The following is a 14,045-nucleotide window of genomic DNA, read 5'->3' as shown; positions in this document are numbered from 1 at the left end:
TCCAGGTTTACACCAATTAGTCATCAGTCACCTCTATGGAAATGGGTGCGGTACGGGGTTTGCACGAAACGAGGACGAATCGCCCGTGACGCGAGCAATGCGCTCAGCAAGTCGTGGCATGCGCGTCGCTCGTTGATAGGGACCGAAGTCGATCGGAATGAGTCCTGGAATGACAACTTTCCAGCACGACAACCCCATCCGATCGAGCAGTTCTGAACGCATATCCACAGCAAGTGGTTGAAATCCTGCGTCATGGCAGGCCTGTATAGTGGAGCTGAGATCAGAACCAACGTTACTCCCACCACCATATTCTAGCCGCAGAGAATCAAGAGAAACAGGCTTAAGTCGCGGGTTTCGCCAATGAGCAATAAGCGGCTGCGACTCAATAGTAGCAAAGAGATCGGCGTGATCCTCCATTGCCCGCACTTTGGAGTAATCTGCAAGCATGGAGTCAATCTCTTCTGCGCGCGAGCGGCCCCGCTCAGCGACAATTTGAAAGTCTGACGCCACTTCCACGAGAGCACTCTTTAAGGCCCGCTCCGGATCCGGATGGGAACCAGCTCCCACGCACGTCGCGCCTGACGGTTCCGAGCACACGGCAATGACCGTGGGAACACTAACTCCGACAGTTGCATCGAGGAAGACAACATTGACATCACACAATGCCATTCTCTGCAAATAGGCGCGCGATTCCTCATCTTTAATAGAAGAGGGGTCAATTGGAGCTAAGCTAAGCTTTCCATACCAGGCAATCATGAAAGCATCACGCTCAATTGCTTCCAGCATTCCAAAGAGAATAGCTTCTACATCCGAACCTCCGACAGCGCAACCATTTGAGGAATCTTGAACCCATGGAATGTGATCTAAGCTAGGTCGAGTAAAAACCAACCGCTCGGGGGTAAGCACTTTTTCACCTAGCAACTGGGGGGCGGCTGCTTCGATTACGTGGGCGTACGCCCAAGCTCCCACATTGGGGTTTGCGATCTTCCAATGCTCCGCTGGAACACCGTATTCATCGAGGCCCACCACGCGGATGCCGGGCGGAGGTTCCCGAACGACCGCAGCATCTGGCGGACTCTCACAGCTCAACCGTTCAACGCCTTCGAGAATACCGAGATACAGAGCATCACCCAGGTTCGCGCAATGGCCTCCCCAGGGACGTGTGTAGTAATCATCGTCAAAATATAGGACGAGATAACCTGACACCTTGGCAGTCACTAAACCTGTAACGTCAACATCAATTTCTGAGCCGATAACTGCGTGAACTGGGCTCACAAACAGTTCGACCGGGATTGATTTAAAATAGGAGGAGAGTTCACGGGCCCGATACCCAGGCCCTGAGCTAGCCGATAATTTACCCGGCAAATGTCGACATACTGTTGCCGCACTCCGCACCTGCAATGTGGAATAGTCGATTGATATTCCATCAGGAAAGTAATCACTAGCGCCCGTAGCGAGACATCGTTCAAGAAAGGGATTGTACCGCTGTTGCGAAGTGGCATTCAACGGCCGTCCAGTACGCATAAAGAAGGAGTCTGTCAGGGATACCTGCTCCTTTACGCATGGGATGCATGTGCGACTGCCTGGCAACACAATATGCCTCCAACCTCGAATTCGGGCAGTCATCAATGCACCTCAGCTACGTGATTGTGCAATGGAGCGTCCTTTGATGCTGGGCTACATACGGCCACGTACCAATGGCCTATCTGAACAATTGCCGCAGAGATATCCGTACCTATTTTTAGACTCACGTCCACGTCGTCGATTCCAACTTGGCGCCGCCCTAGTAACTCAATCGCTGCACGTGCCTGCGCATCCTTCCGGTTGGCTCCCGCTCCTACAATGCGAAGCCCCTCCATTTCAGCACTCGCCACGCACTGACCTGCCATTGGCTCATGGTCGTAGAAAACGATTTTCCCTTTGGAGATTTCGGCGATGAAGTCTCCCAGTCGGCCATTAATGATACTCGGTACAGCCTTGGCTTCGACCTCGCCGGTGGAAATTTCGCCCCTGACTACCATTTCGACAGCTCGACGAATCGCGTCAGCGCGTGAGGTGCCAACACCAACAACCCGCGGCATCCGGGAGTCCCTCGAGCAATGCTGACTCAAGCTATTCCCATAGGCTTTAGCAATTGCCTCGATACGCGCATCGGCAGTAGTCCACGGGCTGGCTCCGAAGACGCTTCCAAATGATGTTTTGATCTGTGATACCTTGACCGGCACCTGATCGAGATCCATATCATCAAAACTAAAAGCAGGCATCGTAAACGCATCAACCATCGGTGCCCATATAGTGTCATATTCATCCGCATTGGATTCGTCCATGCCTGACGGTTTCTCCGAATCCGTAACCTCAATGAGATTACCCTCCAACCCGGCCGACATTTCACGACTAATTTCGGCGTACAACGGTGTTATATCGTGGGTTGAAGTATCTCCAGTGAGAGCATTGAAACCTAGGATGCTCTTACTTGTTTCCGGAACTATCGCACCGGTAATTCCTTTGAAGATATCGTAAGCGAGTAAGGCTCCAAACAACCGCTGAACGGCCTGCGAAGACGTTGCCGTCGTCCACATCGGATGACCAGCGTACGCAGCCTCAATACTCGCAGTCCATTCAGCGCTTATCGATCCGCGCTTCATAGAGTCATTCGCAAGATCCCAATTGGCACTACCTTCATCCCATTTCACCGGCAAGGCCCACAGATAGTCTCCCGCAGGACATATCCCAAGGAATGGTATATCCACCTTCTGTGCATCCACCACTGCGGCTAGCGCCGACGGTCCCAGAACGATCAAATCGGGCGACAGGCCTTCATAATCAACTTCCTCAAAGTTTGCAACCCTCATGAGCTGCTCAGCACCATTATCGTCAAGATTCGCACTCAGCGAATCCACAACTTGATCATCACCAACCACGAGGATCTTCGCGTGGTTGAAAGCTAGAAACGCTTCATTTGGAGCATCGGTGAACTGAGCAAGAAATGCGATCTGATCTGGAAACCGAGTCCGCAAATCCTCACTGATGAGCTCAAAATCGGCAGTAGGTATCCAGCGTAAGAAACCGTGATCTTCCAGAGGGCGAGCCATGGCTTCGACAAGTTTCCAGTTACGCTCCGAAACCGCTGTCTTAATCTGGGCCACTGTCAATTCACCGTTAAACAATGGATAGATTCTCGAGAAAAGTTCATACGCCGACTGTCCGGTAATTTCAAATCCGGAAGTTGCATTGGAGATGAGCAACCCTCCAGGCGTGGAAGCAAAAATTGTGTCCCGTCGGAGCCAGGGACGGTCAGTATCGCGCATGATTATCATCTTTCAAATTATTTGACTACTAGCACTCCAAATTACGGACTGCTCAATACCACGAAATCACATCAACAAGGGCAGAGATATTTCCTTTAAGTTGTCCAGCTCACTTTCTACATGCTCAACGTTTTTGACGCCAACTCATCTCACAATATTTTGATTTAATTAGGCCATATAATATGAAATCATGATACGTCCATTGCTTTTAGGTCGGCTCCATCGAATGGTTGAGGTAGAATTAGATACATAGGCGATCCTCGCATACACTGTTTGGAGCATAATTCACCTTTACCTAGTTTGCAGTCACGGAGCCACTGACCGACTTGGGGCCGCTTATGCTCACATACACTCTAAGCCTTACAAGCAGGCCACATCCTCTCCTCAATTCACTGCGGACGATGTCTTTACTGTCGACTATATCGTCGAGGCTAATCCAGTTTTCTGTTGCCAAATCTAAACCCACCAGGATCCACCAAATAAAGTCGGCGTCGCCGCGCTGTTTACCCGGAGTGGCAGTTCGTCAAAACATCTGGTTGATTCTTTATTGAACCACCTCGTTCAGCATGCAATTTCCGAATTTGATGGCGGCAAACTCGCCATAGATGCTGGTGATAACGCTGCAGTTTACAGATTGAGCTTCTACTGACCTTTCAATCCCTTCGCATTCACACTGCCACCTCCAAACGTAGTCGCCGCCGTCGAGGACTTCCGCCTGCAAAATGCCCTTGCTATTATATTCTTCGGCGGCTGCCTTGCATGTCACGGAATTGTAGCTGCAGGAAATGAAAGTGGGGCTCCACGCCTCCCGAATTATAAAGGGGCCATGGTCGAAGTTCCAGACCGCCAAGACCAGTGTCTCAACGCAAAACTGCTCGCTAACCCGCAACCCACTTTGAGTTAATCCTTGACGGTCCTCACCGAATGCAAATGGATGGTCTACAGTGACGATGATGGTGGGGCTAACGATGGTCGAAGTTGTTCGGCTCAAGATCTCCAATAACTTAAAGGTTAGCCTCGCAAGGCATTTTTCTACTACACGGTCGCGACTGCCAGTGGAATCATGCTCACCACTGGGCAGACAGGCTGCTAGTTCTATAATTTTACAGACCCAGAGTTGGGCGATTTTCAGGCACGCCGCCTTGGCCGCTGTCAGTGCCCAGACACCAGATTGAGCGGCTCGAATCAGACTCGAGAGCAGATTAGATACGTTGAGCCCATCGAATGCGGCTGGCACCATATCAGGCGCCTTCAACCGGGATCGCGGCACCTGGCTCATCACAAGTAAGGTACCAGCCCCGAGGCAGTCAGGCCCCTTTTGCAACGTCATAGCCCTCATTTCAAACTGTAAACCTTACGAACCTTGGATACCCTGGCGACCTACTCTCACGAATTCCATGCGATAAGTCGAGATACACAAAGTGCCTCCAATGGCATAGGACAAGGTGTCCAGGCTGTTTCCCATCAATTCCTAGGAAATCAGTCTACGTCATCGCCGTCTCCTTTGCAGCGGTAACGCAAATTGTGCCTCTAGCTTGGACCCCATCGACATGTCCCGTCCGCTACGGGAGCCGCATCTGACGAACGCGCTCTCTGCTAGTCCTCGCTTTGAGTCCTATCAGCCTACAAAAGTATCGAATATCCCGTTATTTCCAGATAGCACTTTATGTGAATTAGTATATCTGATGGTGCGGTGACAAGACATATCAGGTTCATGTCCAAACACACATACATTCACGAGGTAGCAAGCGCTATCGCGCAACACAAACGACCTACTTCGTAGTCGTTGACGAGGCGATAGTCATGGACGAGGGCAACCTTCCACCGCCTCGCCGCGACATTGGGCCAGCCAAAACCATGGAGCGTTGTAGTGTCGAGTAGCCCATGGCCAAGCTCAACGGGGTGGTTCCAACTACACCTAGACAACATCCGATACCGCTCAGCCACAGCTAAAGATGAAATTGAACACGAGGTGCCGGTCATCCACAATGCTATCTCCGAGAAACAGGATGGTCCTGTGTAGACGTGGGCAACTAGAATCGCCTTGTTGATACTCTGCGTCAAACCAGTAGCAACGACCTTGAGGTGATCCTAGACTGAAGCGCTCTGGGTGTAGTTCCGACACGTGTGTCATAACGGGATGAGCTCCTTTGTCACGTCTTGAGCATACGAGGCCTCCACCTCGACCGGGGTGTGATAGCCCAGATTCTCGGGAAGGCGCCGATGATTCCACCAGCTCACCCACTCCAATGATGTCGCGAGTTCGACCGCGCGCGTAGATCAGCTCAGTCTTGTACAAACCGTTGACCGTCTCAGCCAGGGCGTTGTCATACGAATCATCCCTCGTGCCCACATAGGCCCTCACACCCTGTTCTGCCAACGCGTCAGAGTAGGCCAGGATGACTTATTGGGTGCCCCGGTCGTTGTGGATACACCAAATGACCATTGACCAGATGGGCTAGCGTGGAGGCCAACGCCTGCTCTGACGCTAACATCGGCAACGCTGTCGTGCTCAGCGACGAGGCGACCGACCAACCGAGGATCTTCCGTGGCAGGCATCGGTCATGAACACCGTGTACGCCCACCCGGACACGGTCCGCACGTAGGTGATGTCAGCGACCCACAACCGGTTCGGGCCTGGCACGGTGAATTCACGCGTCACCACATCTCGGCGATGATCAGGCTGGTTCGTCGGCACTATCGTGAAGGGCTTACGTCCTTCTCGAACACCTTACAGGCCGGCTTGACGCATCATCCGGGCGGTGTGACCGGCCCGGTCTGCCAGCTTTCACGCTGCAAGGGTGTGCCACATCTTGCGGTGCCCGTACACGCCATAGTTATGCGCGTGAACCCGCTTGACCTCATCACGCACCGCCCTGGCACAGCGCGGGCGGGTTTTCGCGGCGCGGTAGCCACGCGAGGTAAAGAACCCACACTCTGCCTGGCCTCACACCCGGCAGATGGCCTCGACCCCGAACTGAGCCCAGTAGATGTCGATGAACCGGATCATATCGTGGTGGGGAGGTCGAGTTCCGCGGCGAAAAAAGCTGAGGCTTTCTTCAAAATCTCGTGCGCACAACATCGTTCCGCGTTGTCCCGGCGCAGGCGTTTATTGTCTGCTTCCGGATTCTCATGAGGCCTAAAGCCCGGGCCGGGTTGGTGGCGCGAGACCCACATCCACAGCGTTTCAGCGCCGACGCCGAGGCTGTGCGCAACAACGCGGATCAAGTTGATCTTCGAGCCACCTTCGGACGCGGCAGTCAAAGACCATCCGGATCGCGTTGCCACGGACGTCCTCTGAGTACTTCTTGGACATAATCCGATTCTCCCTTTGACAGGTGAGGCCGAAACTAAACCCACTACGCTTCAACCCGACGCCGCTGCAACATCGTCTACACCACGCTGCACGACGGCACCCACCACCCCAACCCGCTCCCACAACCAAGTTAACCACCCTCGCAGCTTGATATAGAACACAGAGACAGCCCTTTTGCGGTGACCTGGAACGCTTGAACACCGTGCTACTCAGATTCCCAGGCGCGATAGATAGGCAAAGGCGTTGACAATCATAACCTCGTAAAACTCCTACCACGGAAACACCCTTTTAGGGAATCGATACCGAAATCGATCGCTAGCCTTTTACAATGCCATAATCAACATCGAAAGGCTATACGATGCACGCAGTGTGTACATGTTTTTTGGGTACACGCCTCTGGATCAGCTCCAAATTTTTCTTCCACATCGCGCCGGCCGGCTTAAGGCCGGGAAGTGAGTGAGGATCGAGACCCGACACGACGACCTATAGCATCGACACGCTTCTTACATTGGATTATCTCCACAACAGTTTAGAGGTGAGCGCGACGTCTCACAACCCCACTTAACGAAAGCTTCGCTTCAGAGAATCTAGATCTTTAATCCTGAGAGTTGGCCAACACTTTTCACCAAGCCAAAAGTCGAGCCGGCTACCAGCGACGGCGTTTAGTCTTTCTTTCTTGACTCTTTCCACTTATCGCGAAGATAATCCCAGCCAAAGCTCCACAAGAACAGAAGCGCAGCCAAGCCGAGCGAACCAAAGAAGGTGATCAGGCCTTTCTCAGGGGTTCCGAAGATAAAGTCGGCGGCACCGAAAAGGATTGCGCTCGGTATCGCTACCAGGAGCGCGATACCAATAATAAGCAACCAGGCGAGAACTTTTCCTCTTATCCCGGATAACTTTTTAGAAGGAGATGATTTAGTTTTTCGCTCAGACACAAAATATCCTCACCGCAGCAGCTGCGATAGTACTCATCGGTTCAGGATGCCCAGTTGGTGACGTGAATGCGGTAAAACGTGAACACGTTAAACCACTCGGGCAAGAAACCCGTATCCGTCCGCAACACCACATCCTTCACCGGCCCTAAATCCTTGACCGGGACCACACCCGTCCACTGATACAGAGGCGACCCATCAGGATTCGCATCCTCCCGAAACTCCCCCACCGAAATAGGAACCGGCCGATGATTCTCACCCACATACGCGGTCAGCATCGGACGCGCGTTATCCACGCGAAGCGGCGGCTGATCACGAGACCCTTTCAGATTCACGGTCATCATCACGTGCATATTCTCGCCCACCTGCCGCAACCCAACCACGACCTGAAAATCACGACCAATCTGGCCCTCACACTGCTGCTTAGCAGTGTCAGCACCAGCGCCACTCGCAGCCCAATGCATCTTCTCGGCCGCTTCACGCGGTAAACCCGCATCAATATAAGCCTGCCGAGCCCGATCACCCAGCACATGCCCCGTGATCGTCTTGGAATCAGCCCCCTGCGCAGCCTGATCACGACAGGGCCCTAAATCCACCGGCTTGAGATCATCACCCGTGACGGTTTGCGACACCGCAACCTGATCCCCAAACACTGCCGGATCAGTCGCCAGCCTCTGCGGCATCACCACCCGAGGACCAGACGATGCGGTTACCCCATGAGAACCCGCTGTTGACGGCGAGACCGAAGCTGACGCTGGCGACGTGGTTGTTGCCGACGGCTTATCCGCGGAACTACACCCCGCCACCAACACACCAACCGCGACCAGAACACTGGCCACACGAAAATCTCTCAAAGCCACATCCTTAGAGCTTAGTCGGAACAACGACATGATCCGCGTCCTGTCAGTGCACAGCGTGATCAGCACGTTGAGATTTTTGCTGGCGCTGACCCCACACCTCTTTAAGGGGCTCATACATCATCATGAAGGTGAGGAAGAAACTCGCCGTCACATTAGCGGTAAGCCGTCGGGCATCGGCGTAGCCCTCAAACACACTGAGGTCCGAGTTAAACGTCATCATCCACATGAGCCACACCGACACACAGGCGTAACTTAAGGCGGCGCGAAGGCACAGCTTCCAGGTCATTACCAATCCCCTGCACCTTCCGAGCCAAAAGCCGCTGGTCGCCATGACGCAACTGCGGCCTTGCGGATCACCCCACCTCTGCGGGTGCCGTGTACTTTCATGCCCATACTCCTGCGTGTGGTCACTGAATAACAGTTATGCCGTTTTCCTTAGCAAGCGTACCTAGATAAGAGGTAGATGACTAGATGCTAGCCATTTTCTTCGACGCATTCCCACACAACGCCTTGCCCTCTCTTTTTAAAAGGCCGCACCGAAACCCCACTCGATAAATCAGCAACGCCATATCGCGACCCCACCGCAGATGGTCAATCCCGCAAGCTAGGTCTCATCGGCGCGTCGTTCCAGCACCCGAATCCCGGGGAGCATCATCAGATACAGCACGACCGTCGATAGAGCCATCAGAAGGGATTGCCACCATGAGCCGACAACCGCGATGTATCCGAGGAATAGAACAACCGTTTCCAGCACGTCACCTATGATCGTAATCGTCAAAGGCGGTGCCCAGGAAAGATTCTTATGCCGAACCGCTCAATAAAGTGTGCCACTAGAGAACATATGACACACATGAGCACCACGGCGACAACAGATTCCGGCGGTCCGTACCTATACTCAGAGCCCAGCGCCCAGGCCACCAGCACCACAACGACCAAAGGAAAAGCCGAGAAAATAACCGCCCCGGCCACAAGGACACCCGCGGTGCTCCATCCCAAAGCCCGCATCATTGCCGTCCCTTCATGGATGCACGTCAAGATCTTCAAGTTACCGGCATTAGAATACACATCGCTCAATAGAGAGAAAATTTGACCGCTACTGCATGGCGTCGAGATGAACGCTGCTAACGGCACTGGTATTGGCACTGACCCAACCCAGCTCATGTATGCGTTCACGCACGGCATGGCCGGCAACCAAGTTGCCGAGCGCATTGAGGTGCATACCGTCGCTACCGATCAGCGGAGTAGGAACCCGACCTTCTGCGAGATCACGTCGCACATCGGAGCGGTCCAGTAAATAGCCAACCCCGTACACGCGGGCGCTTTGACTCACGCCTTCTGTGAGGGCTTCCTGCATGTCCAGAAAACGCCGGCCATAGCGACTTTCTTGCCATTTATTGATCTCGCGATTACGGGCGATCCGATCGGGTTGATCGCGACGGGTCTGCCACATTCCGAGCACCAGCGTGTCCTGCTTATCCTCCATGCCCACACGACGGATCGATTCAATATCTGAAATAACCCGGTCAGGTTCAAAGTCGTTGTTTTTACCCGTCCACACAATATGACCCCATTGCGGCCCGCTTTCCTTGGCAAGATCGCAGCACACCGCATCTTCAGGGACCGGATCACCGGGCTGTGTTCGTTCAAATATCCAGAGGCGAGGTCGCTGGCAGGTCAAACGACCGCGCACCCCTGCAACGGTGACGGGGGCATCGAAACGGTGATCCCACGGAAGCTCGCCTCCCACCTGTTCCACGCGTACTCGACCGAAGGATGGCACCTGACCCCGCGGAAACCGGAAACGTGCGCTGCTGGCCCCTCGCAACATCGCGGCGTGCCGCGACCATTGGCCGCCCACCGCATAGTTTTTCACGGTGAGTGAGGGCAAGGTATTGCTTAAGACATGGGAAATTGTCACTGGCCTCGGCAGGCCTTCGTGAGCAAGTCCACCGGCCATGGACGATGAACCCCACAGGGCAAGATGGCTCTTACCGGCGCCATATGGTTTGCGGTCGCCGTGACCTTCGGCACTGGGGCGATCCGGGGTCGAATCATGAACGTCCCCCGCACGACGCCTGGTATACGCATCGAGACTGTATATGCCTGCTGCGGCGGCGATACTTCCGGCAACAGCAAGCACTGATCGTCGGGACAATACCCCTCCGGCTCGCTGTCGCTTGGTCACCTCACCATTATCCAACCGCGCGATTACTACCCGCTTCATCAAACGGCTAGTGGATATCCAACTCGGGAATGATATTGCGTACACCCGCCGGATCATTCAGGTCACACATCGCGCGCTCTACATATTTCTGACTCAGCTCGCAGCCTGTTCGGTCTCATCGAGCACCCAGCTCAATCAGGCGCAGCCAGACCAAGCCCGGCTGTATCAGACCTGGTCGAGTCAAATTCAGCGCACCCAGACAGGACCACATATGCTAACTGGCGGCAATATCGAGCAAAGTCGGCAAGTGATCAGATGCTGTCTGCAAACGCTCGACGGTCACTGAGGGTGTCGAACGCACCACCTGCGCGTGAACCACTGGAATAGACGGCGTGACAAGCAGTGCATCGATCCGCCGCACCGGCCCCAGTGCCGGGTAGGTCCACATTTTAGGATCGTTTCCGTCAAGCGGATCTCGCAGCGTGCACGCGGGAGCGAGTGGATCACCTTGTCCAGAGCAGTCCGGGTCGAAGAGCCCAGCAGAGTCTGTCTGCGGCATGCCCTCACCCGCGAGGAGTCGCAGCGCAGGTCCATCGACCGCTTCATTAAAGTCGCCGCCAAGGATCACCGGCATCCCACACCCCGAGGCCCACCCGCGGATCCGGTGCGCATGTGCGAGCCGCACGTGTTCGTGAAGCGAAAAATGCGTCGTCGCCGCGACCAGCGGCCCGACCCCCGGGATCATCAGGCGCACCGCGGCAGTGGCGCGAAGATACAACGTGCTCACATCGCCCCAGTTCAGCGGTTCCGGGGTCAGCGAACGTGCCTGGACGGCATCGCGTAGTGACGCTGAGGTGAGAATGGCAAGCCCCCAGTGCCAACCTCCGGCGAGCGCAATATCAAGATTCGTGGAGCGGGCCAGCCATCGAAGACGAGCACGCGGGGCAAGCAGCCGGGGTGCTTCCTGCAGCATGAGCAGATCAGGAGCTAAATCGTTAATCACATCCCGAACGGCTGCGCTGTCATCGCGCAGGTCACGAATGTTCCACGACACCACCCGCATGGGTTTCACGCGGTGGCCTCCACCCGCGCTGCGTCACTAGCTGCTGCAACATCCAGCACCCGATCTACGAGCCTGACCAAGTCTTGGACCTCGTAGCCCGGCCAGCCAAACAGGGCACGGCGCCATTCGGTGGGCACTGCTTTACGGCCGAGCGCAGCCCCTACCAGCGCCCCCGCAATACATGCCACGGTGTCGGTGTCGTAGCCACCGCGCACTGCCCGTTCGAGAACCGAGGACAAATACTGTCGGCGTTCAAACTTGTTATCCGGCACCGGGCCAGCCGAAGTGATCGCTGACCAGGCCGCCTGAAGCGCCTGAACCACCCAACCGTTGCGAGAAAACACTGACGGAGGCGCGGACTCAGCCTCGATCAAGCGTTGTTCCCACACCTGTGCGCGCTCCGGTCCCAAACGGCTCAGGCCCACCCTCGCATCGATCTGCTCAGTCAACACGGCGTGGCGGATCGCAAAGGACCACACCACACATGCTTCCTGCACGTCCTCATCAAGATGGGTGAGGGTACAGATGGAGCGCACGGCCTGTTCTAGATCATCGTCACTACGGGTGAGGTAGGCCAACACGACGGCATGAGTCCGCATCAACGCCGCGTTCCCGGCGCTCATTCCGGAATCGGCGTGGACCTGAGCCGCTGCCCGACGAAAGTCTTCGGCCACCGGGACGGTCCGGCCCGCTGCGCTGGCGACATCTGCCGCGCCGCGCATCACCTTAGACGTCATCAAGCCGATATCCGGGGTGCCGATGGACCACGAGTACCAGTGCTGGGCAATGCTGTTCTGAGCTGAAGTCTGCATGAGATCAGCGCCCACGGCCAGTGCTGCGGCGGCCTCTAGCACGATGATCGACATACAGGTGTCGTCAGTCCATTCGCCTTCGTCCCAACCCAGGATTCCCCCGCCGAGCATAGCCACGTCGTCGGTTTCAGGAATAGGAGGTTGAAATTCATACGGGGCGCCGAGAGCATCTCCCGCAGCGGCGGCAATCACACAGCCCTGTGCGCGGGCGCGTTGTTGCTCGGTGAGCTCCATTGTCCACCTCCACCCGGATATTTGTTTCTACATTTTTCATTCTCGCATAGAGCATCACAACGATCCGAAGGACATGTGAGATACACCTGACAGTTTCCTCAATAATTATCCGCACGTATCCGCAGTCCTTCAGGACATATCCTCACCGCGCCGCGCCACATCTGCGGATGCAACGTGGCCCGCCGCCCCAGAGCCACCTCGCCCTGTCCTTACCGATGCATCGTTACACCATCTCTGCAACCATCGTGTCCGGTGTCCCTTTCATCGTCTGTTTTCTCGCCGCTACGGTGTCACCCTCTCCGCTCATGGCCCTCACCGAGTAGCCTGGTGGCGTTCGACAAAGGAGCCTAATGACCACCCCTGCGCCTCACGCCCCCCACACGTCGTCACCATCGGATGCACACAACGACAGCGGCTGCTGCTCAAACTGCGGTGATGACCACGCCCACCAGGGCCCGACCGGCGCCGAGATCGTGCAACGCCTCGGCACAGGATTTGCGGTCCTTGCGCTGGTGACTCCCCTGCTGGCTATCGTGCTGGTGTTGATTGGCCTGACCAACACCCCCCTGTCATTCATGCCGCCGGTCGTCGGTTTGGCGCTGGGCGGGGTGCAGCTCTTTATCGCGGTCGGGATCAGCGTTCTCGCCGGACGCATTCATCTCAAACGGCACGGCAACCGCGATGGCACGCAGCGCAGCATCTCTGTTGTCGGACATCCTGCGGGCACAGCGGTGCGATCGGTGCTGGAAGAACTTGCACGCCTTGGCGCGGTCAGTCTGGTGCTTGTCCTCCACCCGGTTCTTAACCGCGCAGCGACCGGGCTCTGGATTGGAATCGGAGCCAGCGTTGTCTGGGCTGTTCTTGCCACCGCACAATTTGTTTCTGCTCGACGTCGTATCCAGACGCCATCAGAGTGGTCCCGTGAAACGGTCCAGACCGTACTGGACCAAGGGGGCCGGGTGGGCCGGGTCATGGGGATGCGCGTCATCGACCTGATCGGGGTATTCGCCTTCCAGATCGGCGCATCGCTGCTGATCGCAGGCGGCTGGGTGATGGTGGTGGCAACTGCCGTGTTGTCGATGGCCACCGGGTTGTCGATCCTGATCATGCAGCAGCGCAGCCCCGCTGACAGGCCGCGCAGCATCTGGGCGTTCGCCCCCGTCGGGATCGGGGTCTTCACCGTGGTTCTCGCCATCATTTTTGTTCTCCTCCCCCTATCCGTCACCGGATAACACCGCACAGCAATGCCCGCGCACACCTCGGCCCCGCCGTGACCTCACCCCACAATCAACCAATTCATCGCGGACCAACCCTGACGATTCGTATTCTGGCCCGCTATTACCCACCGCATCCCGC

The 14,045-nt window shown here is 55.8% G+C and carries 11 protein-coding genes and 1 pseudogene; 1 reads left to right on the top strand and 11 read right to left on the bottom strand.

Features of this window, described 5'->3' with window-relative positions:
• Positions 1 to 33 precede the first annotated feature (33 nt).
• From BN1724_RS11495 to BN1724_RS11450, 11 genes and pseudogenes are all read right to left on the bottom strand, one after another.
• Entirely contained in the window at positions 34 to 1,275 is a 1,242-nt protein-coding gene (locus BN1724_RS11495; RefSeq protein WP_172797127.1) for a YcaO-like family protein, read from the bottom strand.
• A gap of 350 nt (positions 1,276 to 1,625) precedes the next feature.
• Complete coding sequence (locus tag BN1724_RS11490) at positions 1,626 to 3,317, bottom strand: hypothetical protein (protein WP_157085880.1); 1,692 nt, start codon at positions 3,315 to 3,317, stop codon at positions 1,626 to 1,628.
• A gap of 535 nt (positions 3,318 to 3,852) precedes the next feature.
• On the bottom strand, positions 3,853 to 4,587 hold the full coding sequence (locus BN1724_RS11485) for a hypothetical protein (protein WP_157085879.1): 735 nt from the start codon (positions 4,585 to 4,587) through the stop codon (positions 3,853 to 3,855).
• Between the two features lie 851 nt (positions 4,588 to 5,438).
• A pseudogene (locus BN1724_RS13610) lies at positions 5,439 to 6,624 on the bottom strand (IS3 family transposase).
• Positions 6,625 to 7,286: 662 nt separating this feature from the next.
• Entirely contained in the window at positions 7,287 to 7,559 is a 273-nt protein-coding gene (locus BN1724_RS11480; RefSeq protein WP_058235472.1) for a hypothetical protein, read from the bottom strand.
• A gap of 41 nt (positions 7,560 to 7,600) precedes the next feature.
• Complete coding sequence (locus BN1724_RS11475; RefSeq protein ID WP_157085878.1) at positions 7,601 to 8,410, bottom strand: hypothetical protein; 810 nt, start codon at positions 8,408 to 8,410, stop codon at positions 7,601 to 7,603.
• 49 nt (positions 8,411 to 8,459) lie between these two features.
• Positions 8,460 to 8,702: a hypothetical protein gene (locus BN1724_RS11470; protein WP_058235470.1), complete on the bottom strand. Its 243-nt coding sequence runs from the start codon at positions 8,700 to 8,702 to the stop codon at positions 8,460 to 8,462.
• A 318-nt stretch (positions 8,703 to 9,020) separates the two neighbouring features.
• Positions 9,021 to 9,170, bottom strand: a complete 150-nt coding sequence (locus tag BN1724_RS13005) for a hypothetical protein (protein ID WP_157085877.1) — start codon at positions 9,168 to 9,170, stop codon at positions 9,021 to 9,023.
• Between the two features lie 339 nt (positions 9,171 to 9,509).
• Positions 9,510 to 10,601 (bottom strand): hypothetical protein, encoded by a 1,092-nt coding sequence (locus BN1724_RS11460; protein ID WP_157085876.1) that lies wholly within the window; start codon positions 10,599 to 10,601, stop codon positions 9,510 to 9,512.
• 253 nt (positions 10,602 to 10,854) lie between these two features.
• Positions 10,855 to 11,643 (bottom strand): endonuclease/exonuclease/phosphatase family protein, encoded by a 789-nt coding sequence (locus BN1724_RS11455; protein WP_231928296.1) that lies wholly within the window; start codon positions 11,641 to 11,643, stop codon positions 10,855 to 10,857.
• Positions 11,644 to 11,648: 5 nt separating this feature from the next.
• A complete protein-coding gene (locus BN1724_RS11450) occupies positions 11,649 to 12,689 on the bottom strand; it encodes an ADP-ribosylglycohydrolase family protein (RefSeq protein ID WP_058235466.1) in 1,041 nt (346 codons plus the stop codon).
• 350 nt (positions 12,690 to 13,039) lie between these two features.
• Between BN1724_RS11450 and BN1724_RS11445 the strand changes: the two genes are divergently transcribed.
• Entirely contained in the window at positions 13,040 to 13,921 is an 882-nt protein-coding gene (locus BN1724_RS11445; protein WP_058235465.1) for a hypothetical protein, read from the top strand.
• The last annotated feature ends 124 nt before the right edge of the window (positions 13,922 to 14,045 follow it).

Source organism: Devriesea agamarum, from assembly GCF_900070355.1.
Taxonomy (GTDB): domain Bacteria; phylum Actinomycetota; class Actinomycetes; order Actinomycetales; family Dermabacteraceae; genus Devriesea; species Devriesea agamarum.
The sequence above is the reverse complement of the archived record's forward strand: the minus strand, read 5'-3'. Positions and strand labels throughout refer to the sequence as shown.